Below are 23,023 nucleotides of genomic sequence, written 5' to 3'. Positions count from 1 at the left end.
CCCTGTGCGAACGCGGCGAAGTGCACCGCGCCGCGGGCCGGTTCGACCGGGCCGTCGACGACTTCACCGCCGCCCTCGACGCCCTGCCCGACTACGCCGCCGCGCTGGCCTGGCGCGGCTGCACCCACCACGAGGCCGGCCGCCCCGAGCAGGCCCTCGCCGACCTCGACGCCGCCCTCGCCCTCGACCCCCACGACCCCTGGACGCTCAGCATCCGCGGCCTCGTCCACCGGATGTCCGGCCGGCCGGACGACGCCCTGGCCGACTTCACCGCCGCCCTCGCCCTCGACCCCGGCTACGCCTGGGCCCTGTGCGAACGCGGCGAAGTGCACCGCGCCGCGGGCCGGTTCGACCGGGCCGTCGACGACTTCACCGCCGCCCTCGACGCCCTGCCCGACTACCCCCACGCCCTCGCCCGGCGCGGACAGACCCACCAGCAGGCCGGCCGCCCCGAGCAGGCCCTCGCCGACCTCGACGCCGCCCTCGCCCTCGACCCCGACGACCCGTGGACCCGCCACCAGCGGGCCCAGGCCCACCAGCTGGCGGGCCGTCACTCCGCGGCCGTCGCCGACTACACGGCGGTGCTGGCCCTCGACCCGGCCTGCGCCGCCGCCCACCTCGGCCGCGGCGCCAGCCACTTCGCAGCCGGCCGTCCCGAGCAGGCGCTCGCCGACTTCGACGCCGCCCTCGCCCTCGACCCCGGCGACAGCTGGGCGCTGGCCCGGCGCGCGCTGCTGCACCACGATGCCGGCCGGACCGACCTCGAACTCGCCGACCTGGACCGCGCGATCGCCGCCGACCCGGCCCACCACTGGGCGCTGTACTCCCGCGGCGAGCTGCACCGGCTGGCGGGCCGGCTCGACCGGGCGACCGCGGACTTCACCGCCGCTCTCGCCGTCGCCCCGGACGACGCCGCCGCCCTCACCGGCCGCGCCCAGGCCCACCACCAGGCCGACCGCCCCGAGCAGGCCCTCGCCGACCTCGACGCCGCCCTGGCCGCCGACCCCGGCCGCGTCTTCGCCCGCTACCTGCGGGCCGAGCTGCACCGCCGCGCCGAGCGCCTGGACGACGCGCACGCCGATCTCACGGCCGTCCTGGCCCTCGACCCGTCGCAGCTCGACGCCCGCTGCGACCTGGTCTCCGTCCTGCGCCGGCAGGGCCGCCTGCCGGCCGCCCGGGCGGCGCTGGCCGAGGCCGCGCGGCAGAACCCCGCCGACGCCGCCGTCCTGCTCGAAGAGGCCGTGCTGCAGTCGCTCGAACCCGGGCCGGACCGCACGGCCGCCGCCTGGGACGCCGCCCTGGCCGCCGCCCGGCACTCCGACCGGAGCGAGCGCGCGGCCACCGCCGTGCTGCGCGCCGTGGCCCTCCCCCGTGCCGACCTCGCCGCCGCCGTGGCCGAGTTCCTCGCCGTCCCGGACCCGTACCGGATCGTCGGGACGCTCCGCGGCTACCTCCGCGAACTGGCCGTCGGCCCGGCCGCCGACCGGGCCGCCACCGCCCTCGATCTGCTCGACGCGCCAGGACCCTGACGGCCGTTCGGGCGGCGCGGCGCGGTCAGCCGCCGATCGCCGACATCGGCCGGTCGGGCTGGAGGAACTCCGGGTCGTCGATGCCCGCGCCGGCCTTCTTGCCCCACATCGCCGCGCGCCACAGCTCCGCCAGCTCCGCGTCGCCGGCGCCCGAGCGCAGCGCGCCGCGCAGGTCCGTCTCGCCGGTCGCGAACAGGCAGTTGCGGACCTGGCCGTCGGCGGTCAGCCGGGTGCGGTCGCAGGCGCGGCAGAACGGCCGGGTGACGGAGGCGATGACGCCGACCGTCGCGGGGCCGCCGTCGACGAGCCACCGTTCGGCGGGTGCGGCGCCGCGCGCCGCGGACGGCTCGGGGGTCAGCGAGAACCGGGTGCGCAGCAGCGCGAGGATCTCCTCCGCCGTGACCATCTGTGCGCGGTCCCAGCCGTGTTGGGCGTCCAGCGGCATCTGTTCGATGAACCGCAGCTGGTAGCGGTGCTCGATCGCCCAGGCCAGCAGGTCGGCGGCCTCGTGCTCGTTGACGCCGCGCATCAGCACCGCGTTGAGCTTGACCGGCCGGAGCCCGGCGGCCTCCGCGGCGGCCAGCCCGTCCAGCACGTCCTGGTGGCGGTGACGCCGCGTCAGGCGGTGGAAGACGGCGGGGTCCAGGGTGTCGAGGGAGACGTTGACCCGGTCGACGCCGGCGTCCCGCAGCGCGGGGGCGACCCGGGCGAGGCCGATGCCGTTGGTGGTGAGGGAGATCTCGGGCCGGGGCGCCAGCTCCGCGCAGGCGGCGATGATCGGGACCAGCCCGGGCCGCAGCAGCGGTTCGCCGCCGGTGAAGCGGACCTCGCGCACCCAGAGTTCGCGGACCGCCAGCCCGACCAGCCGGACGATCTCCTCGTCGGTGAGCAGTTCGGGCTTGCCGAGCCAGTTCAGGCCCTCTTCGGGCATGCAGTAGGTGCAGCGCAGGTTGCACCGGTCGGTGAGGGAGACCCGCAGGTCGACTGCCTGTCGTCCGTAGGTGTCGAGGAGCATCGCGGCCCGCCTTTCCCTGGAAGCCAAGCTGGCCCGGCCGCCGGGCGGCGGCCGGGCCAGCTTAACGGTGCGCGCGGGCGGCTCCGGAGTCAGTGCGCGCCGAGGCCGGTGAGCGACCGGACCTCGAGTTCGGCGTACTTCGCCGGGTCGGCCGTGTCGCGGGCCAGCCAGGTGCCGATCGCGCCGGCCAGGAAGCCGACCGGGATGGAGACCAGACCGGGGTTCTCCAGCGGGAACCAGTGGAAGTCGCTGTGCGGGAAGAGCGAGGTCTTGGGGTTGCCGGAGACCACCGGGGAGAAGACCACCAGGGTGACGGAGGTGATCAGGCCGGCGTAGGTGGCGGAGACCGCGCCGGCGGTGTTGAACCGCTTCCAGAACAGCGAGTACAGCAGGGTGGGCAGGTTGGCGGAGGCCGCGACCGCGAAGGCCAGCGCGACCAGCGCGGCGGCGTTCAGCTTGTCGGCGAAGATCGACAGCACGATGGCGATCGCGCCGATCGCGACGGCGGCGAGCCTGGCGCTGGCGACCTCCTCCTTCTCGCTCGCCTTTCCGCGCCGGATCACGTTGGCCCACAGGTCGTGGGCGAAGGACGAGGAGGAGGCGAGGGTGAGTCCGGCGACCACGGCGAGGATGGTGGCGAAGGCGACGGCGGAGATCACCGCGAGCAGCACCGCGCCGCCGGTGGAGCCGGCTCCGCCGCCGAGCTGCTCGGCGAGCAGCGGGGCCGCGGTGTTGCCGGCCGCGTTGGACGCCTTGATGGTCTTGGGGCCGACCAGGGCGGCGGCGCCGAAGCCGAGGGCGAGCGTCATCAGGTAGAAGACGCCGATGATGCCGATCGCCCAGAGCACCGACTTCCGGGCGGCCTTGGCGGTGGGCACGGTGTAGAAGCGGACCAGGATGTGCGGCAGTCCGGCGGTGCCGAGGACGAGTGCGATGCCGAGGCTGAGGAAGTCGAGCTTGGTGGTGCCGGTGACGCCGTACTTGAGCCCGGGTTCGAGGAAGGCGCGGCCCTTGCCGCTGGCGTCGGCGGCGGCGCCGAGCAGCTCGGACAGGTTGAAGTGGTACTTGGCCAGCACCATGACGGTCATGGTCGCGGCGCCGGCGATCAGCAGCACCGCCTTGACGATCTGCACCCAGGTGGTGCCCTTCATGCCGCCGACGGTCACGTAGATCACCATCAGCGCGCCCACCGCCACGATCGTCCAGCGCTTGGCGCCGTCGCCGCTGACGCCGAGCAGCAGGGCGACCAGCGAGCCGGCGCCGACCATCTGGGCCAGCAGGTAGAAGATCGACACCACGATGGTGGAGATGCCGGCGGCGGTGCGCACCGGGCGCTGGCGCATCCGGAAGGCGAGGGCGTCGGCCATCGTGTAGCGGCCGGAGTTGCGCAGCGGTTCGGCGACCAGCAGCAGGGCGACCAGCCAGGCGACCAGGAAGCCGATGGAGTAGAGGAAGCCGTCGTAGCCGTAGAGGGCGATGAGTCCGGCGATGCCGAGGAAGGACGCGGCGGACATGTAGTCCCCGGAGATCGCCAGGCCGTTCTGGAAGCCGGTGAAGGCGCGGCCGCCGGCGTAGAAGTCGGCGGCGTCCCTGGTCTGCCGGCCGGCCCACAGGGTGATGCCGAGGGTGGCGATCACGAAGACCCCGAACAGCGACATGATCAGGGTGCGGTGGTCGCTCGCGGAGCTGGCCAGGTGGGTCATTCGGCGGCCTCCTCGGCGACGGTGGTGTGGTCGGCCTGGGCGGGCAGCACGGCGTCGGCGCGGAAGCGGATGGCGGCGGCGCCCGGGTCGAGCCGGCGGTCGGCGTGCCGGGCGTACCAGGCGGCGATGGCGAAGGTGCTGGCGAACTGGAGGAGGCCGAGCACCAGTGCCAGGTTGATGTCGCCGGCGACCCTGGTGCTCATCAGGCCGGGCGCGTAGCAGGAGAGCAGGACGTAGAGCAGGTACCAGAGCACGAATCCGGCGGTGACCGGAAATGCGAAGTTCCGGAAGGAGCTGCGCAGTTGGCGGAACTCGGCGGATTCCTCGATGCGCTGGAACGATTCCGGGGCGGTCTCGGGCGGGGGTGCCACGCGGGGCCTCCTGTCGTCTTCGGGGCGAGGGACGATCGGATGGGCGTGTGGTGCGTCACTCGGAGTGCGCTGCATGCTAGATCCGGGACGCGGTCGCGAGAAGGTTCCCCGCACGATCCGGCTGAAAAACTGACCGGAACGCGGAACCGGGGCGGCCGTCGCAACGGCCGCCCCGGTCTGATGATCAGCCAATCAGACGTCTTCAGAAGGCAATTCGGACCTTCAGCGCCGTCCGCTCGTCCATCGCCCGGTACCCCTCCGGCACCCCGTCCAGGTCCACCGTCCGGTCGAACACCGCACCCGGGTCGATCGCGCCGGACAGCACGTCGGGCAGCAGTTCGGGGATGTACGCCCGGGCCGGGGCGACGCCGCCGACCAGCCGCACGTTCCGGTTGAACATCTGGTGGACGTCCACGCCCGCGCTGCCGCCGTGCGGCACGCCGACGTAGCCGACCGCGCCGCCGTCCCGGGCGATCGAGATCGCGGTGCGCATCGACTCCTCGGTGCCGACCGCCTCCAGCACGGCGTTCGCACCCCGGCCGCCGGTCAGCTCGCGGACCGCCTCGACCGCGGCCTCGCCGCGCTCCGGCACCACGTCGGTGGCGCCGAAGGAGCGGGCTATCGCGGTGCGGCCCTCGTGCCGGCCGAGCGCGATGATCCGTCCCGCGCCGAGCCGGTGCGCGGCCAGCACGCCGCACAGGCCGACGGCGCCGTCGCCGACCACGGCGACGGTCGCGCCGGGCCGGACGCCCGCCGACACCGCGGCGTGGTGGCCGGTCGCCATCACGTCGGACAGCGCCAGCAGCGCCGGCAGCAGCTTCTCGTCGCCGGCCGCCTCCTTGGGCAGCTTCACCAGGGTGCCGTCCGCGAACGGCACCCGGACCGCCTCGCCCTGCCCGCCGTCCGAGCCGGGGACGCCCCAGAACCCGCCGTGCGGGCAGGAGGTCTGCAGGCCCTCGCGGCAGTACTCGCACACGCCGTCCGACCAGACGAACGGGGCCACCACCAGGTCGCCGACTGTGAGATCGCGCACCTCGGCGCCGACCTCCTCGACGAAGCCCAGGAACTCGTGGCCGATCCGCTGCCCGGCCTGGCGCTTGGCCACGCCGCGGTACGCCCACAGGTCGCTGCCGCAGATGCAGGCGTTCAGCACCCGCACCACGGCGTCGGTGGGGCGCTGGATCCGCGGGTCGGGCACCTCCTCGATCCGGATGTCCTGGGGGCCGTGGATCACGGTGGCGCGCATGAGGGTTCGTCCTTCGGTGCAGGGGGCGGGTGCCGTGTTCGCACCCGCGTTCCACTGTAGGACGCCCCCGGAACCAGGGATCCGGCCGGAGCCGTCCCCGGCTCCCCGTAAAGTGGTGCGCTATGTACGCGCCCTTCACCACCTCGCCGCTCCCGGCACAGCGCACCGGCCCCGGCGGGGGCACCGGGCGCGGCTTCGCGGTGGTCGACGTGGAGACCACCGGCCTCGGGCGCTCGGACCGGGTGATCTCGGCGGGCGTCTACCAGCTCGACCCGGACGGCGAGGTCACCGACCACTGGTACACCCTGGTCAACCCGGAGCGGGACCCGGGGCCGGTGTGGATCCACGGCCTGACCAGCGAGGTGCTGGCGGGCGCGCCGACCTTCCCGGAGGTCGCCGCCGAGTTCGCCGAGCGGCTGCGCGACCGGGTGATGGTCGCCCACAACGCCCTGTTCGACTGGAACATGATCTCCCGTGAGTTCTCCCGGGCCGGTCTGCGCGCCCCGGTGGAGCAGCGGCTGTGCACCATGGTGCTGGCCCGCGACCTGCGGCTGCCCCTGCCGAACGGCAAGCTCTCCTCGCTGGCCGCCCACTTCGGGGTGAGCCAGCGTCAGGCGCACCACGCGCTGGACGACGCCCGGGTGCTCGCCGAGGTGTTCCGCCCCTCGCTCCGGCTGGCCCGGGACGGCGGGGTGCCGCTGCCGCTGACCGCCTGCGTGGCCGTCACCGACCTCGGCGAGAACGCCCCGGCCGGCCCGTCCCGCGGCTCGTGGAGCAGCTCGTACCGGCCCGCCCGCAAGCGCCCGGCCTGCCCGTACCCGAACCCGGGGCGCTGGGTGGACGGTTCGCCGCTGGTGCAGGGCATGCGGGTGGCGATCACCGGCGACACCGCCACCGACCGCGAGCTGCTGGAGGACCGGGCGATCGAGGCGGGCCTGCACATCGCCTCCTCGGTGAGCCGGCTCACCAGCCTGCTGGTCACCAACGAGCCCGCCTCGTGGAGCGGCAAGGCCCGCAAGGCCCGCGAGTACGGCACCCCGGTGGTCGGCGAGGACGCGTTCCTGCAGCTGCTGCGGGAGGTCGCGCCGCACCCCGGTGCGTGACGCGGCGGTAAGGAGGGTTAGCGTGCCGGGTGTGTACCGATTCATGCTGTCCGCGCGCTGGGCGGTCATCGTCCTGCTGGCGCTGGTGCTGATCCCGACCATGATCCGGTTGGGCTTCTGGCAGTACCACCGCCACGAGGCGCGGGTGGCCCGCAACGACCTGGTGGCCCGGAACCTGGGCAGCCCGCCGGTCGCCTTCGACTCGCTCTCCTCCCCGGGCTGGTCGGTCCCCGGCGACCAGGTGTGGCGCACCGTCACCGCGCAGGGGCACTACGACACGGCGCACGAGGTGGTCGTCCGCGGCCGCACCGAGCCGGGCGGCAGCTCCATCGGCTACTTCGTGATCACTCCGCTGGTGCTGGCCGACGGCAAGGGCTCGGTGCTGGTCAACCGCGGCTGGGTGGAGTCCGCCGCGGACGCCGCCAGCCTGCCCGCCGTACCCGCCCCGCCGGCCGGCGACGTGACGGTGACCGGGCGGCTGCGCGCGGACGAGACGTACGCGGCGCTGGGCGCGAAGAACCGCGGCGGCCTCCCGGACCGGATGTACCGGGTGATCAACAGCGCGGAGCAGGCCAGGTTCTCGGGCAGCCAGGTGCTCGGCGGCTACCTGGAGCTGGCCTCCTCCCAGCCCGCGGCCGGCGCCGCCCCCACCCTGCTCGCCGAGCCCGGCCACTCCGACATCGGCCCGCACATGGCGTACGCGATCCAGTGGTGGCTGTTCACCACGCTGATCCCGGTCGGCGTGGTGGTGCTGGCCCGGCGCGAGGCCAAGCAGCACGCGGCGCGGCCGGCGGAGGCCGGGGAGCTGGTCGGCGCTACCGGCTGAGCGGCGACGGCTCCAGCGGCTGCTCGGCCCAGATGGTCTTGCCGGTGCGGGTGTAGCGGCTGCCCCAGCGTTCGGTGAGCTGGGCGACCAGGTACAGGCCGCGGCCGCCCTCGTCGGTGAGCCGGGCCCGGCGCATCCGCGGCTGGGTGGCGGACGGGTCGGACACCTCGCAGGTCAGCACCGAGGAGCGGATCAGCCGCACCACCACGGGGCCGCCCGCGTACCGGATGGCGTTGGTGACCAGTTCGCTGAGCACCAGCTCGGTGGTGAACACCAGCTCGCCCAGCCCCCACTGCTCCAGGGTGCGGCTGGCCGCCTCCCGCACCCCGGCGACGGCCGACGGGTCGGCCTCGATGGTCCAGGCGGCGGTGTCGCCGGGCAGCACCTGGTGCAGCCGGGCCAGCAGCAGCGTGACGTCGTCGCTCTGCCCGGCGGTGGCCATCTCCGCGACGATCGCCCGCCCGGCCGCGGCCAGGTCCCCGCGCAGGTCGGCCTCGCCGAGCTGGGCGGCCAGCTGCGCCATGCCCTCGTCGAGGTCGCCGCCGTCGCCGCCCTCGATCAGCCCGTCGGTGTACAGCGCCAGCACGGTGCCGGCGCGCAGCGCGCATTCGGCGGTCTCGAACGGCAGCCCGCCGACGCCCAGCGGCGGCCCCGGGTTGACCGGCAGGTACTCGACCCGCCCGTCGGGGTGGACCACGGCGGGCGGCGGGTGCCCGGCGCTGGCGGTCTGGCAGAGCCCGGACACCGGGTCGTAGACGGCGTACACGCAGGTCGCCCCGGACGGGTCGGCGACGCCGCGTTCGCGTTCCTCCTCGCTGCCCTCGACCACCAGCTGGGAGACCAGGTCGTCGAGGTGCACCAGCAGTTCGTCGGGTTCCAGGTCCAGGTCGGCGAGGGTGCGGACGGCGGTGCGCAGCCGGCCCATGGTGGCGCTGGCCTGGAGTCCGTGGCCGACCACGTCGCCGGCCACCAGGGCGACCCGGGCGGAGGACAGCGGGATGACGTCGAACCAGTCGCCTCCGACTCCGGTCGCGGTGTCGGTGGGCCGGTAGACGCTGGCGGTGGTGGCGGCGGGCACGGCGGTCTCGGCGGGCGGCAGCAGGCTGCGCTGGAGTCCGACGGCGGCGCGGTGCTCGCGGGTGTAGCGGCGGGCGTTGTCCAGGGCGAGCGAGGCCCGGGCGGCGATCTCCCGGAGCAGTTCGAGGTCCTCGCGCGGGTAGGGGCCGTCGGCGGGGTCGCGGTGCACGGTGACCCGCCCGAGCGGGCCGCTGCGGGCCTGCAGCGGGGCACTCATCGACGGCGGGTCGGGGAGCGCCGCGGCGGGGGCGCCGAGCTCCTCGCGTCCCAGCGGGCCGAGCGGGCGGTCGTCGGCGCGCGGCGGCCCGGCGGTGGCGGTGCGCCGGACGGCGAGCCGGCCGTCGGCGGCGGGCTGCGGGTCGTCGCCGGTGAACACGGCCTCGGCGATGTCCACCTCGACCCGGTCGCCGAGGCCGGGGACGAGCACCCCGGCCAGGTCCTCGGCGGTGCCGGCCACCGACAGCGAGCCGCCGACGGCGGCGGTGGCCCGGTGCAGCACGTCGGCCCGCCGCCGGTAGCGGTGCAGTTCGGTGACGTCGCCGAACAGCGCGGTCACGCCGATCACGGCGCCGTCCAGGGCCTGCAGCCGGAACGCCTGGATCTCCATCACCACCCCGCTGCCGGGGTCGTCCAGGGTGCGGATCCGCAGCGCGGTGCGGACCACCGGCTCACCGGTGGCGATCACGTGCCGCAGGATCGCCTCGGTGGCGTCGGCGTCCTCGGGCTGCAGGAAGTCGCGCAGGTGGTGTCCGGCCAGGCCGTCGGGCAGGCCGGTGTAGGGCAGCAGGTGGGTGTTGGTGCGCAGCAGCCGCAGGTCCGAGTCGAACACCGCGAGGCCGACCCGGTCCTGCAGGAACAGTTCGCGGGTGAACGCCTCGTCCTGGCGCCGCCGGGCGACCGCGTCGGCGGGGGTGGCCAGGACCAGGGCGCGCACCTCGCCGCCCTCGCCGGACAGCGGCAGCACCTGGTAGGCGACCGCCAGCGGGTCGCCGGTGCCGGTGCGCAGCCGCACTTCGCCGGCCCGCCGGCCCAGCACGTGCTCGTCGCCCACGCCGTCGGCGAGCAGTTCGCGGGCGGGGCGGCCGGTGACCTGGGCGGCGTCCAGGGCGAGCAGCTGCTCGGCGGCGGTGGTCCAACCGACGACGCGTCCGTCGCCGTCGACCAGGGCGGCCGCGACGCCGTCGATGTACGGCAACCGCCGATTGTCCATGCGCTGCACCTCGGGTGGGTGGTCCGGTCCCCCCATCTTCGGACGGTTCCCGGTCCCGCGCCATTGACGGCCGGTCGCCGCACCTGGTCGGCGCACAGCCATTGACGGCCCGTATTGGTCTACTCCACATTGGCGGTGCAGTTGTCCTGATCCGCTCTTTCCCCCACCAGGAGCGCACTGTCATGACGCACCGCACGCGGCTCGTCCCGGGCGCCGCCGTCCTCGCCGCCGCCTTCGCCGCCGCCCTCCTGCCCGCCCCGGCCGGGGCCGCGACGCCCTCCTACGACACCGTCACGGTCTCCACCGGCAAGCAGCTCCAGGCCGCGCTGAGCGCCGCCGTCCCCGGCCGGACCATCCGGCTCACCGACGGCACCTACACCGGCAACTTCAAGATCACCACCGCGGGCACGGCCACCGCCCGGATCACCCTCACCGGCTCCCCCGGCGCGGTCCTCACCACCCCCACCGGCGGCGGCTACGGCCTGTCCCTGAACGGCGCCTCCTACTGGACCGTCCAGGGCCTGACCGTCACCGGCGCGCAGAAGGGCATCGTGGTCGACGCCTCCGACCGGGTGGTGCTCGACGGCGTGACGGTCCACCACACCACCATGGAGGGCGTCCACTTCCGCACCTCCTCCAGCCACGGCGTGCTGCGCAACTCGACCGTGCACGACACCGGCACCGCCCACGACGGCAAGGGCGAGGGCGTGTACGTCGGCACCGCCAACACGCTCACCGACCGCAGCGACTACGTGCAGATCCTGGACAACGTGATCGGCCCGAACATCGGCGGCGAGAACATCGACCTCAAGGAGGGCACCACCGGCGGCCTGGTCTCCGGCAACCGCTTCGACGGCAACGGGCTGACGGACGTCAACTACGACGACTCGTGGATCGACGTGAAGGGCAACGGCTACGTCATCGAGAACAACACCGGCGTCCGCACCATGAACGACGGCTACCAGACCCACACCCAGGTCGCCGGCTGGGGCTGCGGCACCGTCTTCCGCAACAACCGCTCCGACCTGACCGGCGCGAGCGGCACCAGCCCCGCCAAGTACGCGATCGACGTCACCAACTACGACCGCACCGCCTGCCCGGTCACCGTCACCGCCGACAACACCGTCACCGGCGGCACCGCCCTGGTCAACCCCGGCATCCCGGTGGGGTGACCTTCCGTCACCCGGCCGGTGCGACCGGCGAGAATGGGCGGCATGGATCTCGGACTCAAGGACAAGGTGTACGTGGTCACCGGCTCGACCCGGGGACTCGGCCACGCCACCGCCGAACAACTCATCGCCGAAGGCGCCCGCGTCGTCGTCACCGGCCGCACCGACGCCGCGGTCACCGCCGCGGCCGACGCCCTCGGCGACCGCGCGTACGGCGTCGCCGCCGACAACGCCGACCCGGCCACCCCGCAGCGCCTGATCGACGCCGCGACCAGCCGGTTCGGCGGCTTCGACGGCATGCTGATCAGCGTCGGCGGCCCCGCCGCCGGGCCGGTCGCCACCGCCAGCGACGAAGCCTGGGGCGCGGCGTTCGACTCCGTGTTCCTCGGCGCGATCCGGCTGGCCCGCGCCGCCGCCGAACGCCTCCCCTCCGGGGGCGTCATCGCCTTCGTGCTGTCCACCTCGGTCCGCCAGCCGATCCCCGGCCTGGGCATCTCCAACGGCCTGCGGCCCGGCCTCGCCATGGCCGCGAAGACCCTCGCCGACGAACTCGGCCCGCGCGGCATCCGCGTCCTCGGCCTCCTCCCGGGCCGCATCGACACCGACCGCGTCCGGGAACTCGACTCCCTCGCCCCCGACCCGGCCGCCGCCCGCGAGGCCGCCGCCGCCACCATCCCCCTCCGCCGCTACGGCACCCCCGAGGAGTTCGGCCGCACCGCCGCCTTCCTGCTCTCCCCGGCCGCCTCGTACCTCACCGGCGTGATGGTCCCGATCGACGGCGGCGCCACCCGCGGCCTCTGACCCCGCAGGCCCCGGGGCAGGGCCGCGACCACGGGCACCCCACCCCTCGCGCCCCTGCCCCGACACCGCCCAGGCCCGGACGCCGGCGTGGTCGCCGCGGCTCGGGGGCGGTCAGCGGACGCGGGGGGTCTTGGTGCGGTTCTTGCGGGGGCGGGCCACGCGGAGCCGGAGTTCGGCCGGGAGGGTGGTCAGGCCGAGGGAGTGCCGGGCGTGCTCGACGGGGCCGGTGCGGTAGGCGTCGACGAGGGCCGCGGTGTCCGCGCCCGGGGTGAGGCGGAGGACGGTGTGCACCTCGGGGCGGCGGGCGGCGCCGGTGACGCGGACGGTGACCCGGTCGACCTCGGGGAGGGCGACGGTCTCCGTCTCGATCGCGTCCTCGACGGCGCGGCTGCGCACGTGCAGGGCGAAGTGCGGCCGGCCGGGCGCGGCCGGGGAGGGCAGGTCGACGCCCGCCGGTCCGCCGCGGCGCAGCTGCGAGAACAGCCACCACAGCCCGCCGATCACCACCAGGGCGGGCACGGCGATCGCCACCGGCCAGAACCAGTCCTCGTCCTTCCAGCGGGTGCGGCTCGCGGTGCTGAGCACCGGCTGGTCGGGCGAGGTGAACGGCCAGTGCTGCGGCGGGGTGACGCCGAGGCGCCGGTAGACGTCCAGTCCGCCGAGCAGCACCAGCACCCCGCCGGCCAGCAGCAGGAGGCCGACCACGGCCAGGAGGGTGCGGTTGACGGCGCGTCGGCTCATCGGGGCGGCTCCAGCTCGGCGAGTTCACGGCGGTGGTGGCGCTCCCGCACCTGGCGGGTGCGGACGTCCAGCCGGTGCGGGGCAGCCAGCGGGATCCGGGCCAGTTCGGCCCGCAGGTCGCGCTCCACGCCGGCCGGGTCGGTGGTGCCGCTGACCGTCACCCGGGTGCGCCGCCGCCCCACCTTCACCTTCCAGGAGTGCAGGTCGGCGCGCTGCTGGGCCCGGCGGGCGATCAGGGCGGCGACCGCGCTGCGGTGCATGGCCGTGCCGCGCGGCTCCAGGGCCAGCCAGCCGCGCAGGCCGCGGCCGAACGCCAGGACCAGCAGCACCAGTCCGAGCAGCGCGACGCCGGCGGCGATCCCCAGCACCCACGGGTCGTCCAGGTGACGGGTCGCCAACTGGTGGGCCAGGTCCCGCCGCCAGGGCCGGGCCTGGCCGCCGGCCCGCACCGCGATCACGTCGTACAGCAGCGTCCCGGCGGCGACCACCAGGACCACCACCAGCAGTGCCGTCACCACGCCGCGCTCGGACCGCAGCCACCGGCCGGCGCTGCGCTTCCTCGGGTCCTTCGCCGTCTCGCTCATCGCGGCCCCGTCGGGTGCAGGCGGTCCACGATCACCTCGGCCGAGGTGACGGTGGTGCCGGTCAGCTCGGCGACCCGGGTGCACGCCGCGTCCTGCGCGGCCCGGGCCAGCTCCGCGACGTCGCACGGGAACGGCAGCTCGACGTGCAGGGTGAGCCGGACCCTGCCGTGCGAGTACAGCGCGGAGGCCTTCGGGTACGGCGCCGGGTCCGGGCGGCCCCGCCAGGCCGGGGCGAGCGCGTCGGCGGCGGCGCGGGCCGCGATCCGCCGGTACACCCGGTCCGCGATCTGTTCGCTGCCGCGCTGGGCGGGCGGGCCCGCGACCGCCCCCGAGTACGCCATCAGCCCCGCCGGTCCCGGCCGCGCAGCAGATCGCCGAGGTCACCCAGGTCGATGTCCCCCTCGATCAGCCGGCCCACCACGAAGCCCGCGGCACCGAGCACGGCGACCAGCAGGAACGCGGCGAAACCGCCGAAGTAGCCGGCGAAACCTAGGGCCATGCCGACGAGCAGGCCCACCAACGCCAGGTTCATCCGCCCACTCCTTCGGGGTCCGTCTCCGTGCCTCAATGGCTCAGCAGTTCAGTGGCTCGATGGCTCGTCGGGAGGCTCACTGCACCCGCGGGCGCCGTCCGGAGGTCGAGGGTTCCTCTTCCTCCTCCTCGTCCGGCTCGTCCGGCAGGTGCACGTCGTTCACGGCGATGTTCACCTCGACCACCTCCAGGCCGGTCATCCGCTCGACCGCCTCGATGATGTTCGACCGGACCTCGCCGGCCAGCCGCGGGATCACCACGCCGTACTCCACCACCAGCGCGATGTCGATGGCGGTCTGCTTCTCGCCGACCTCCGCCTTGATCCCGCGTCCGACGCTGGACTTCGTGCCCGGCACCCGGTCGCGCATCGCGCCGAACGTCCGGGAGAAGCCCGATCCCAGCGCGTGGATGCCGGACACCTCGCGGGCCGCCATGCCGGCGATCTTCTCCACCACGCCGACCGCGAGCGCCGTGCGCCCGCGCTCGTCGCTGGGCGACGACGCGTGCGACTCCGTCGCGTTCTTCTGCAGGTCTGCGGGCGTGGGGGTGTGGGGCTGCGCCATGTCGGGCCTCCTGACGTTCGAGTCCAGCTATATCGCACATCACCCCAACCCTGACATTTCGCCACGCACGGCGCGCGCCGGTGCACGCAAACAGGGGCACGGGGCACCTCCCGAGGTACCCGCACGTGCCCCTGTCGGCCGAGCTGCGTTCCTACATGCCGGCGAGGTCCCGGAGGCGGCGCGCCTGCGCCTCGCGCTCGGCGGCGCGCTGCTGGTCGTAGCTGCGGTCGGCCGCGCCCTGGAGCAGGGCCTTGGTCTCGATGACGGCGCTGCGCGGGGCGGCCAGCAGGGCGGCGGCGAGGTCGCTCGCGGTGGCAGCGAGTTCGTCCGCGGGGACGGCGACGTTGGCGAGGCCGGTGGCGACGGCCTCGTCCGCGCCGACGCGGCGGCCGGTGGCGCAGATCTCCAGGGCGCGGGCGTAGCCGACGAGGTCGGTGAGGGGCTTGGTGCCGGTGAGGTCGGGGACCAGGCCGAGGGAGGTCTCCTTCATGGCGAACTGGACGTCCTCGGCGACGACGCGGATGTCGCAGGCCAGGGCGAGCTGGAAGCCGGCGCCGACGGCGTGGCCCTGGACGGCGGCGACGGAGATCAGGTCGGGGCGGCGCCACCAGGTGAAGGCTTCCTGGTAGGAGGCGATCGCGGCGTCGAGTTCGGCGTCGGTGGAGGCGGCGAGCTGGAGGAACCCGGTCTCGCCGGGGATGCCCTCGGGGGTGAACATGGCGCGGTCGAGGCCGGCGGAGAAGGAGCTGCCCTCGGCCTGGAGGAGGGCGACCCGGACGGTGCCGGGGAGGGCGCGGCCGATCGCGGCGAGGGCGCGCCACATGGCGGGGGTCTGGGCGTTGCGGCGCTTGGGGTCGCAGAGCGTGACGACGGCGAGTTCGCCGTCCAGGTCGAGGCGGACGCCGGCCTGTTCCCACGCGGTGCGGTCGGCGTCGGGGATGTGGGTGGTCATGGCGGTGCTACCTCCAGCGACAGGCGGGGACGCCCGCCGACCCCGACGGGCTACTGGAGAGTAACAAAGCGTCGGATCCGCGTACAGGAATGCCCGGGGAATGCGCGGGAAATGCCCGGCGGAAGGGCCCGGAAACGGCGGTCGGCGGCTCGGGAGAACCCGGCCGCCGATCCGTGTGGAGCGTCGTGCATGGCGAGCAGCGTGCTGGTGCAGCGTGGGCGGCCGGGCTGCTCGGGCGCCGCCCGCCGGATGTGATGGACCGTCAGGAACCGGCGGCCGCAGCGGCTTTGCCCTTGCCGCGGGTGGCACCGCCGCGACCCCGGAGGTTGACCCCGGACTCGCTGAGCATCCGGTGCACGAAGCCGTAGGAGCGGCCCGTCTCCTCCGCGAGGGCGCGGATGCTCGCGCCGGAGTCGTACTTCTTCTTGAGATCGGCCGCGAGCTTTTCACGCGCGGCGCCTGTCACCCGGCTGCCCTTTTTCAGAGTCTCGGCCACCCGTGCCTCCTCGTAGAGGTGATCGGTCAGATTCCCATGATCACCCATTGCAAGGCTCCTGGCCACCCATTCGACAAGGTCCGTCGTCGGAATGCGGCCTCGGCCGGGGGTGTTCGTTCCGCACTACGGCGCTCACGGAGGGTGTGCGCCCCCTGTCGTGTTTCGCTCCGCCGAGCGAATCCGCTGCTCAGCCCGGCCGGGCGGGGAGGGCGCCCCGGTACCGCGGCGGGGGCTGAAGAGCCAACGGGCGGACCGGCCCGGGTGTTCCCGGAATCGACGGAAGACCAGTTCTTCTCGTACCTGCGGCCGACCCGGCGTCTACTCGCCGGTTCCGTCCGGCGGACCGGAACGGTCCGCCGGACGGCCGGGCACGGTTCAGGCGAGCGACACCAGGTCGTGGTAGGCGGGGCTCCACAGATCCTCGACGCCGTCGGGCAGCAGGATGATCCGCTCTGGCTGGAGCGCGTCCACCGCGCCCTCGTCGTGGGTGACCAGGACGACCGCGCCGCTGAACGAGTGCAGCGCGCCGAGGATCTCCTCGCGGCTGGCCGGGTCCAGGTTGTTGGTGGGCTCGTCGAGCAGCAGCACGTTGGCGCTGGAGACCACCAGGGTGGCCAGCGCGAGCCGGGTCTTCTCGCCGCCGGAGAGCACGCCGGCCGGCTTGTCGACGTCGTCGCCGGAGAACAGGAAGGAGCCGAGGATCTTCCGGATCTGCACCAGGTCGGTGTCCGGCGCGGCGGTGCGCATGTTCTCCAGCACGCTGCGCTCGGGGTCGAGCGTCTCGTGCTCCTGGGCGTAGTAGCCGATCTTCAGGCCGTGGCCGGGGATCACCTCGCCGGTGTCCGGCTTCTCGACGCCCGCCAGCATCCGCAGCAGGGTGGTCTTGCCCGCGCCGTTGAGGCCCAGCACGACGACCCGGGAGCCGCGGTCGATGGCCAGGTCGACGTCGGTGAAGATCTCCAGCGAGCCGTACGACTTGGACAGGCCGGACGCCGTCAGCGGGGTCTTGCCGCACGGGGCCGGGTCGGGGAAGCGCAGCTTGGCGACCTTGTCGGACTGGCGGACCTGCTCCAGGCCGGAGAGCAGCTTCTCGGCGCGGCGGGCCATGTTCTGCGCGGCGACCGTCTTGGTGGCCTTGGCGCGCATCTTGTCGGCCTGCGCGTTGAGGGTGGCGGCCTTCTTCTCGGCGTTGGCGCGCTCGCGCTTGCGGCGCTTCTCGTCGTCCTCGCGCTGCTGCTGGTACTGCTTCCAGCCCATGTTGTAGATGTCGATGGTGGAGCGGTTGGCGTCCAGGTAGAAGACCTTGTTGACGACCGTCTCGACCAGGTCGACGTCGTGCGAGATGACGATGAAGCCGCCCTTGTAGGTCTTCAGGAAGTCCCGCAGCCAGGCGATGGAGTCGGCGTCGAGGTGGTTGGTGGGCTCGTCGAGCAGCAGGATGTCGGCGTCCGAGAAGAGGATCCGGGCCAGTTCGACGCGGCGGCGCTGACCGCCGGAGAGGGTGTGCAGGGGCTGGCCGAGGATGCGGTCGGGCAGGCCCAGCGCGGCGGCGATGGTGGCGGCCTCGGCCTCGGCGGCGTAGCCGCCCTTGGTGAGGAACTCGGTCTCCAGCCGGGCGTACTTCTTCATCGCGTTGTCGCGGGTGGCGCCCTTGCCGTTGGCCATCCGCTCCTCGTTCTCGCGCATCTTCTTGAGCACGGTGTCGAGGCCGCGGGCGGACAGGATGCGGTCCCGGGCGAGCACGTCGAGGTCGCCGGTGCGCGGGTCCTGCGGGAGGTAGCCGACCTCGCCGGAGCTGGTGACCGTGCCGCCGGCCGGCAGGCCCTCGCCGGCGAGCACCTTGGTGAGGGTGGTCTTGCCGGCCCCGTTGCGGCCGACCAGGCCGATCCGGTCGCCCGGGGCGATCCGGAAGCTGGCGGACTCGATCAGGATGCGGGCACCGGCACGAAGCTCCAGGGCGTTCGCGGAAATCATGGCTGGGGTCACTCCTAGACGTGGGTATGGCACTCAGCCATGCGCTCCAGTCTACGGGAGGGCGCGATCCGTTTTCCGGGGGCCGCCCGGCGGCGGTCGCCCGCAGGGCGTCACCTCTCGCAGGTGGGGGCGGCGACGGCGAAGGGGGCCGTGGCGGTGCCGCAGTTGCTCTCCCGGGCGCCCCGGGTGGTGTCGTACACCCAGGTGCCGATCACCGGGCCGTCCTCGATCGCGACCCGGTGGCTGTCCAGGGCGCGCATCTCGACGTCGGGGCCGGTGTTGAGGAAGTTGCCGGGGGCGTTGAGCGAGAACACCATGACGCCGCCGGGCAGCGGGCGGGCGCCGGAGCCGGGGGCGGGCGGGCAGACCCGGGGGATCAGCACCGCGTCGTCGGTGTGCGCGGTGCGCGCCGGGTCGAAGGTGCAGCCCGCCGGGGGCCGGGAGTTGAAGCGCAGGTCGCCGTCGCGGTCGCGGAAGCCCATCAGCAGGCCGGGGGTGACCACCGTGACGAACGCGTCGGCCTTCGGGTCGGCGGACGGCTGGACGGCGATGGCCGCGCGGTGCGCGGCGAACTGCCGGCGCTGCTCCTCGGTGCGGTCCGCCGCGCCGGGTTCGCCGTCGGCGCGCAGCCAGTCGGCCAGGCCGGGGACGCTGCGGTGCCAGCGCACCGAGTGGTCGGCCGGGTCGACGGAGGTGACCATGCCGTCGTCCCAGACCACCGCCACGTTGGTGCCGATCATGGTCTGGTGGAGGGCGGTGCTGCCGTCGCGGCGGTAGGACCACAGGTGGGCACCGGTGGTCTTCGAGTAGGCCTCCAGCCCGGGGCCGACCTGCAGGTCGAGGTCGCCCGGGCCGGCCGACTGCGCGCCGACCGGGCTGACGTCCGCCGCTCCGGGCAGGACCTGGTCTCCGAACGGCTGCGGGCGGTTGGCGTGCGCCGCCGCACCGGCCGCGAGGACCAGCAGGACGGCGGCGGCGGGCAGGACCGATCGGGGCGACAGACTGCGCAGCGGATTGAAGGACACCGCCGGAGCGTACCGTCCGCCCCTGACGGAATTCAGCTCGATTAGAACGCGGCACGCCGCCGCCGCAGCCCTTATACGGTTCTGACACAACCCGCTCCGACCTGCGTCGCCGAAGGCCTCCGCGGCCCGGACGGCCCGTTAGGGTACGGCTTCGAAGGGCCAAAGGACTGTTACAGAGGTGAGACAGGATGCAGTTTGACGACGACGCCCGGCTCGACGACTCGCAGGTGGAGGACCGCCGGGGCTTCCCCGGCGGCGGCCTGGCGATCGGCGGCGGCGCGATCGGCATCCTGGGCCTGGTGATCGCCCTGGTGCTCGGCGTGGACCCGGGCATGATCGGACTGTCCGGCTCCGGAGGCGCGAAGCCGGCCGGGCAGGGCACCGGGGCGGACCAGGTGTCCCAGGAGTGCAGGACCGGCGCGGACGCCAACAAGCGGCAGGACTGCCGGATCCTGGCCGTGGTCAACAGCGTGCAGAACTACTGGCAGTCCGACTTCGCCTCGCGCGGGAAGAAGTACGCGCAGGCGCAGACCGTGCTGTTCACCGACCGGGTGTCGACGGCCTGCGGCCCGGCGTCCTCGGCGGTCGGGCCGTTCTACTGCCCGGGCGACCACAAGGCCTACTTCGACCTCGGCTTCTTCAACGACATGACCCGTCAGCTGGGGGCCCGGGGCGGCCCGTTCGCGGAGGCGTACGTGGTAGCCCACGAGTACGGGCACCACGTGCAGACGCTGCTGGGCACCATGGACCGGGTCGGCAGCGACCGGCAGGGCGCGGACAGCGCCTCGGTGAAGCTGGAGCTGCAGGCCGACTGCTACGCGGGCGTCTGGACGCACCACGCCACCACCACCCCGCAGGCCTCCACCGGCCGTCCGCTGATCACCCGGCTGACCGACGAGGACATCGCGCGGGCACTGGACGCCGCCGAGTCGGTCGGCGACGACCGGATCCAGCAGCGGGCCACCGGGAAGACCAACCCGGAGACCTGGACGCACGGTTCCTCGGCGCAGCGCACCCAGTGGTTCACCACCGGCTACCGGACCGGCGACCCGGCCAGCTGCAACACCTTCGGCTGACCGCGACGGCGGTGACCCGATGGGGTGACATGCGGCCTTTATGACGTTCTGTCAGGCTAGGCTCCGAGGGCCGAAGTTGCCCCCAGCCCGTTCGGAGAGAGCCCATGCGCCTCGGACGCCTGACCCTGGCCGCCGCCGCTCTGCTGCTGATGACGACCGCGAGCGTGCCGTCGGGCAGCCCGCTCGGCCAGACCGAGCGGCACGCGGCGCTCTCCTCGGACGCCGTCCAGCCGCGCGGCGCGGCGCCCCGGCCGGTGGTGCAACGGGCCCAGCACGAAGTGCCGTTCGGCGCGTTCGTCGGCTCCTGGGACGACTACATCCCGAACATCGCGCGGATGGCGGCCTGGCTGGACAACGCCAACCTGCAGGTCGGCCACACCTACCTGGCGGGCAACAGCTGGCAGGACGTCGAGGGCGAGGCCATGGTGCTCGGCCTGTGGTCGCAGTGGCGGCAGGGCGACCCGACCAGGCGGCTGGTGCTGGGCGTGCCGATGCTCGTCCCCAACGAGGGCAACGTGCCGGACGACGAGGTGGCCCGGCTGCTGGAGCGCGGCAACCGGGGCGAGTTCGACCAGCACTTCCTGATGCTGGCCCGGAAGCTGGTGGCGCTGGGCGGCGCCGACACCGTGCTCACCCTGGGCTGGGAGATGAACGGCGTCACCTACACGTCGCGGTGCAAGCCCGACCCGGCCGGCTGGAAGACGTACTGGCGGCGGATCGTCGGCGTGATGCGCTCGGTGCCGGGGCAGCGCTTCTCCTTCGACTTCGCCCCCACCCGCGGGCTGGACGCGGTCCCGTGGACCCGCTGCTACCCGGGCGACGACGTGGTCGACATCATCGGCATGGACAGCTACGACCAGCCCGCGGGCGCCACCTTCGACGAGTACGTCACCGAGCCGTACGGGCTCCAGGACCAGGTGGAGTTCGCGGCCAAGCGCGGCAAGCCGGTCTCCTACCCGGAGTGGGGGCTGTTCCGCAACGGCGACAACCCGGAGTACGTGCGGCGGATGGTGGAGTGGATGCGCACCCACGACACCGCCTACCAGACCGTCACCGACTACTGTCCGCACGGATTCTGGGAGTGCAAGGACAACCCCAGGTCGGCGGCGGTGTACCGGCAGTTGATGGCCGGCTCGGCCGGGGCGGCGGGACCGGCCAGGACCTCGCCGCCGCCGTCGCCCCGGCCGCCGTCGCCGGCGTCACCGCAGCCGTCGCCGCGCTAGCGCCTCCTTCAGCCCGGGGAGCCTGGTCCGCAGCAGGTGCACGGCCGCGCCGCGGGCCCGCACCCGCAGGGCCCGGGCGGCGGCCGACGGGGCGAGCCGGCCGGGGCCGAGCACCAGCCGCTGGTTGGGCAGGCGGTCGGGCCGCCAGCGCTGCTTGTACGGCTCCTGGCCGCGCAGCAGGCTCAGCTGCGGGATCCCGGCGGCCCGCACCTCGTCCAGGGCCGCGCCGAACAGCAGGCCGGCGATGTCCAGGCGTTCGCGCAGCCGGGGGTGCGCGCCGTACATGTAGAGGCCGCCGAACGGGGCGCACAGCAGCACCAGGTTGACCGCCAGCAGTTCGCCGTCGAGCTCGAAGCGGTGTATCGCGGCCCGGCGGGTGGCGACCAGGCCGGTGGTGGACTCGACGAGGTGCTCCGCGAAGCGCTCGGTGAGGTGCTCCGGGGTGGCCCCGCGGTGCTCCCACTGGAGGCGGTGCAGCCGCAGCAACTCGCGGACCGTGTCCGGGACTTCGTCGGCACCGGCGGAGTGCACCCGGATCCCGGCCTCGGCGATCCGGCGGAGCTTGACCCGGCTGCGCTGGGCGGTCTTGCCGGGCAGCCGCTTGAGGAGTTCGTCCATCGGGACGGCGGGCAGGTACTGGCACAGCGAGTCGGCGAACCGGTGCCGGCGGCCGGGCCAGTGCGCGAACACCCGCTGCACGGCGGCCCCGGGGTGCACCTCGCGCAGGTCCAGGCTGTGCCAGGGGCGGCGCAGCGGCAGGGCGGCGGCGAGTTCGGCGGCGGCGCGGTCGGCGCACTCGTCGTCCAGCAGCACGTCGGTGAAGTCGACCAGGCCGGCGCCCAGGTTGGTCAGCGCGCCGAACGGGCCGCGGCGGCGCAGTGCGGCGGCGGCGACCAGCCGGCCGTCGCGGCGGACCAGCACCAGGACCAGGGCGCCGGGGCGGCCGTAGCCGCGCCACCAGGAGCGCAGCCAGGGTGCGGCCTGGAAGGTGGTGGCGGTGGCGCAGCGCCGGTACAGGTCGTCCCACTCGTCGGCGACCAGGTCCAGGGCGTCGTCGGTGCGCAGCACTTCGGCGGTCCACCGCTCGCGGTCGGCGGCGCGGTCGGCCTGGGCGGGTACCCGGGGGTCGGCGGCGGGCCGCTGACGGAGTCTCATCGGGCGGCCACCGCCTCGGGCTCGGCCTCGGCGGCGGCCTGGGCGGGCAGCGCGGCGGGGGCGGCCCCGGCGGTCTCGGCGGCGGGGGCGGTCCGGCGGCGGGCGAGCATGGCGAGGGTGCCGAGCAGGACGCCGGCGGCGGCGCCGACCGCGGTGTCCAGCGCGGCGGACGGCGAGGCGGGGGCGTCGGGTTCGGCGGCGGCGGCCAGTTGGACCAGTTTGACGCCGGTCTCCTTGCTGCTGGCGTTGCCGAAGGCGATCAGCGAACGGGCCACCGCGTCGGCGTTCTGCACGGCGTCGTCGGCGGTGGCGCTGGTGCCGGTGATCGCGATCACCGGGGCGTCCGGGGAGGTGGTGCCGCGCACCAGCTTGGTCAGCGTGGCGACCGCGTGGTGGGTCTCGGCGGCGGCGCCGATCAGCACCTGCGGCTGGCCGGTGAGGCGGCCGTACGCCTGGGCGAAGTTGACGGTGTTGACGTTGTCGCCGGGGTTCTGCGGGACCACCACCACGTACGAGCTGGCGACGTAGGAGGGGTGCGAGACGACGGCGTAGCCGGCGCCGGCCACCGCGCCGAGCGGGACGGCGACGGCCAGCGGCCACCAGCGGCGGGCCAGCGCGCGGGCGGCGCGGCGGGGATCGGGCATCGGGGGCTC

At 74.3% G+C, this 23,023-nt stretch carries 23 protein-coding genes; 7 read left to right on the top strand and 16 right to left on the bottom strand.

Going from position 1 to position 23,023, the window contains the following annotated elements; all coding sequences use genetic code 11:
- A partial coding sequence (locus ACFV1L_RS12905) for a tetratricopeptide repeat protein (RefSeq protein ID WP_380365304.1) occupies window positions 1-1,529 on the top strand: 1,529 nt, incomplete at its 5' end.
- Between the two features lie 25 nt (window positions 1,530-1,554).
- Here ACFV1L_RS12905 and moaA read toward each other — a convergent pair.
- From moaA to ACFV1L_RS12885, 4 genes are all read right to left on the bottom strand, one after another.
- The gene (gene moaA / locus ACFV1L_RS12900; RefSeq protein ID WP_380365303.1) at window positions 1,555-2,544 is read right to left on the bottom strand and encodes a GTP 3',8-cyclase MoaA; all 990 of its coding nucleotides are present in this window, start codon (window positions 2,542-2,544) and stop codon (window positions 1,555-1,557) included.
- An 89-nt stretch (window positions 2,545-2,633) separates the two neighbouring features.
- A complete protein-coding gene (locus tag ACFV1L_RS12895) occupies window positions 2,634-4,247 on the bottom strand; it encodes a cation acetate symporter (RefSeq protein ID WP_380365302.1) in 1,614 nt (537 codons plus the stop codon).
- Window positions 4,244-4,618 carry a DUF485 domain-containing protein gene (locus ACFV1L_RS12890; RefSeq protein ID WP_380365301.1) on the bottom strand — a complete coding sequence of 125 codons (375 nt, stop codon included), beginning with the start codon at window positions 4,616-4,618 and terminating at the stop codon, window positions 4,244-4,246. The genes ACFV1L_RS12895 and ACFV1L_RS12890 overlap by 4 nt, the downstream gene beginning before the upstream one ends.
- Window positions 4,619-4,820: 202 nt before the next feature.
- The gene (locus tag ACFV1L_RS12885) at window positions 4,821-5,864 is read right to left on the bottom strand and encodes a zinc-dependent alcohol dehydrogenase family protein (protein ID WP_380365300.1); all 1,044 of its coding nucleotides are present in this window, start codon (window positions 5,862-5,864) and stop codon (window positions 4,821-4,823) included.
- A gap of 122 nt (window positions 5,865-5,986) precedes the next feature.
- Between ACFV1L_RS12885 and ACFV1L_RS12880 the strand changes: the two genes are divergently transcribed.
- Both ACFV1L_RS12880 and ACFV1L_RS12875 read left to right on the top strand, forming a co-directional pair.
- Window positions 5,987-6,967 carry a DEDDh family exonuclease gene (locus ACFV1L_RS12880; protein WP_380365299.1) on the top strand — a complete coding sequence of 327 codons (981 nt, stop codon included), beginning with the start codon at window positions 5,987-5,989 and terminating at the stop codon, window positions 6,965-6,967.
- A gap of 31 nt (window positions 6,968-6,998) precedes the next feature.
- On the top strand, window positions 6,999-7,793 hold the full coding sequence (locus ACFV1L_RS12875) for an SURF1 family protein (protein WP_380365298.1): 795 nt from the start codon (window positions 6,999-7,001) through the stop codon (window positions 7,791-7,793).
- Here the strand turns inward: ACFV1L_RS12875 and ACFV1L_RS12870 are convergent.
- Window positions 7,783-10,080, bottom strand: a complete 2,298-nt coding sequence (locus ACFV1L_RS12870) for a SpoIIE family protein phosphatase (RefSeq protein WP_380365297.1) — start codon at window positions 10,078-10,080, stop codon at window positions 7,783-7,785. The two genes, ACFV1L_RS12875 and ACFV1L_RS12870, sit on opposite strands and share 11 nt — an antisense overlap.
- 182 nt (window positions 10,081-10,262) lie before the next feature.
- Between ACFV1L_RS12870 and ACFV1L_RS12865 the strand changes: the two genes are divergently transcribed.
- Window positions 10,263-11,252 carry a right-handed parallel beta-helix repeat-containing protein gene (locus ACFV1L_RS12865; protein WP_380365296.1) on the top strand — a complete coding sequence of 330 codons (990 nt, stop codon included), beginning with the start codon at window positions 10,263-10,265 and terminating at the stop codon, window positions 11,250-11,252.
- A gap of 42 nt (window positions 11,253-11,294) precedes the next feature.
- Window positions 11,295-12,050 (top strand): SDR family oxidoreductase, encoded by a 756-nt coding sequence (locus ACFV1L_RS12860; protein WP_380365295.1) that lies wholly within the window; start codon window positions 11,295-11,297, stop codon window positions 12,048-12,050.
- A gap of 111 nt (window positions 12,051-12,161) precedes the next feature.
- On the opposite strand, the gene ACFV1L_RS12855 is transcribed toward ACFV1L_RS12860, so the two are convergent.
- The 9 genes from ACFV1L_RS12855 to ACFV1L_RS12815 form a co-directional block, all read right to left on the bottom strand.
- Window positions 12,162-12,791 (bottom strand): alkaline shock response membrane anchor protein AmaP, encoded by a 630-nt coding sequence (locus ACFV1L_RS12855; RefSeq protein WP_380365294.1) that lies wholly within the window; start codon window positions 12,789-12,791, stop codon window positions 12,162-12,164.
- Entirely contained in the window at window positions 12,788-13,375 is a 588-nt protein-coding gene (locus tag ACFV1L_RS12850; RefSeq protein ID WP_380365293.1) for a DUF6286 domain-containing protein, read from the bottom strand. Before ACFV1L_RS12850 ends, ACFV1L_RS12855 begins: the two co-directional genes overlap by 4 nt.
- Entirely contained in the window at window positions 13,372-13,716 is a 345-nt protein-coding gene (locus ACFV1L_RS12845; protein ID WP_380365292.1) for a hypothetical protein, read from the bottom strand. Before ACFV1L_RS12845 ends, ACFV1L_RS12850 begins: the two co-directional genes overlap by 4 nt.
- A complete protein-coding gene (locus ACFV1L_RS12840; RefSeq protein WP_035867222.1) occupies window positions 13,716-13,907 on the bottom strand; it encodes a hypothetical protein in 192 nt (63 codons plus the stop codon). Before ACFV1L_RS12840 ends, ACFV1L_RS12845 begins: the two co-directional genes overlap by 1 nt.
- 76 nt (window positions 13,908-13,983) lie before the next feature.
- On the bottom strand, window positions 13,984-14,469 hold the full coding sequence (locus ACFV1L_RS12835; RefSeq protein WP_380365291.1) for an Asp23/Gls24 family envelope stress response protein: 486 nt from the start codon (window positions 14,467-14,469) through the stop codon (window positions 13,984-13,986).
- A 151-nt stretch (window positions 14,470-14,620) separates the two neighbouring features.
- A complete protein-coding gene (locus ACFV1L_RS12830) occupies window positions 14,621-15,421 on the bottom strand; it encodes an enoyl-CoA hydratase/isomerase family protein (RefSeq protein ID WP_380365290.1) in 801 nt (266 codons plus the stop codon).
- Window positions 15,422-15,683: 262 nt separating this feature from the next.
- A complete protein-coding gene (locus ACFV1L_RS12825; protein ID WP_014138756.1) occupies window positions 15,684-15,917 on the bottom strand; it encodes a helix-turn-helix domain-containing protein in 234 nt (77 codons plus the stop codon).
- Between the two features lie 375 nt (window positions 15,918-16,292).
- Window positions 16,293-17,891 (bottom strand): ribosomal protection-like ABC-F family protein, encoded by a 1,599-nt coding sequence (gene abc-f / locus ACFV1L_RS12820; protein WP_380365289.1) that lies wholly within the window; start codon window positions 17,889-17,891, stop codon window positions 16,293-16,295.
- Window positions 17,892-18,001: 110 nt separating this feature from the next.
- On the bottom strand, window positions 18,002-18,916 hold the full coding sequence (locus ACFV1L_RS12815) for a hypothetical protein (RefSeq protein ID WP_380365288.1): 915 nt from the start codon (window positions 18,914-18,916) through the stop codon (window positions 18,002-18,004).
- Between the two features lie 188 nt (window positions 18,917-19,104).
- Here ACFV1L_RS12815 and ACFV1L_RS12810 point away from each other — a divergent pair, with 188 nt between their 5' ends.
- Both ACFV1L_RS12810 and ACFV1L_RS12805 read left to right on the top strand, forming a co-directional pair.
- Window positions 19,105-19,992 carry a neutral zinc metallopeptidase gene (locus ACFV1L_RS12810; RefSeq protein WP_380365287.1) on the top strand — a complete coding sequence of 296 codons (888 nt, stop codon included), beginning with the start codon at window positions 19,105-19,107 and terminating at the stop codon, window positions 19,990-19,992.
- A gap of 104 nt (window positions 19,993-20,096) precedes the next feature.
- Complete coding sequence (locus ACFV1L_RS12805) at window positions 20,097-21,215, top strand: glycoside hydrolase family 26 protein (protein ID WP_380365286.1); 1,119 nt, start codon at window positions 20,097-20,099, stop codon at window positions 21,213-21,215.
- Here the strand turns inward: ACFV1L_RS12805 and ACFV1L_RS12800 are convergent.
- Window positions 21,192-22,370 carry a GNAT family N-acetyltransferase gene (locus ACFV1L_RS12800; RefSeq protein WP_380365285.1) on the bottom strand — a complete coding sequence of 393 codons (1,179 nt, stop codon included), beginning with the start codon at window positions 22,368-22,370 and terminating at the stop codon, window positions 21,192-21,194. The two genes, ACFV1L_RS12805 and ACFV1L_RS12800, sit on opposite strands and share 24 nt — an antisense overlap.
- On the bottom strand, window positions 22,367-23,014 hold the full coding sequence (locus tag ACFV1L_RS12795; RefSeq protein ID WP_380365284.1) for a lipopolysaccharide biosynthesis protein: 648 nt from the start codon (window positions 23,012-23,014) through the stop codon (window positions 22,367-22,369). Before ACFV1L_RS12795 ends, ACFV1L_RS12800 begins: the two co-directional genes overlap by 4 nt.
- Between the last annotated feature and the right edge of the window lie 9 nt (window positions 23,015-23,023).

This window comes from Kitasatospora sp. NPDC059646, assembly GCF_042734615.1.
In the GTDB taxonomy this organism is placed as follows: Bacteria; Actinomycetota; Actinomycetes; order Streptomycetales; family Streptomycetaceae; genus Kitasatospora.
Note: the sequence above shows the minus strand (reverse complement) of the source record. Positions and strands in the feature narration are given on the sequence as shown.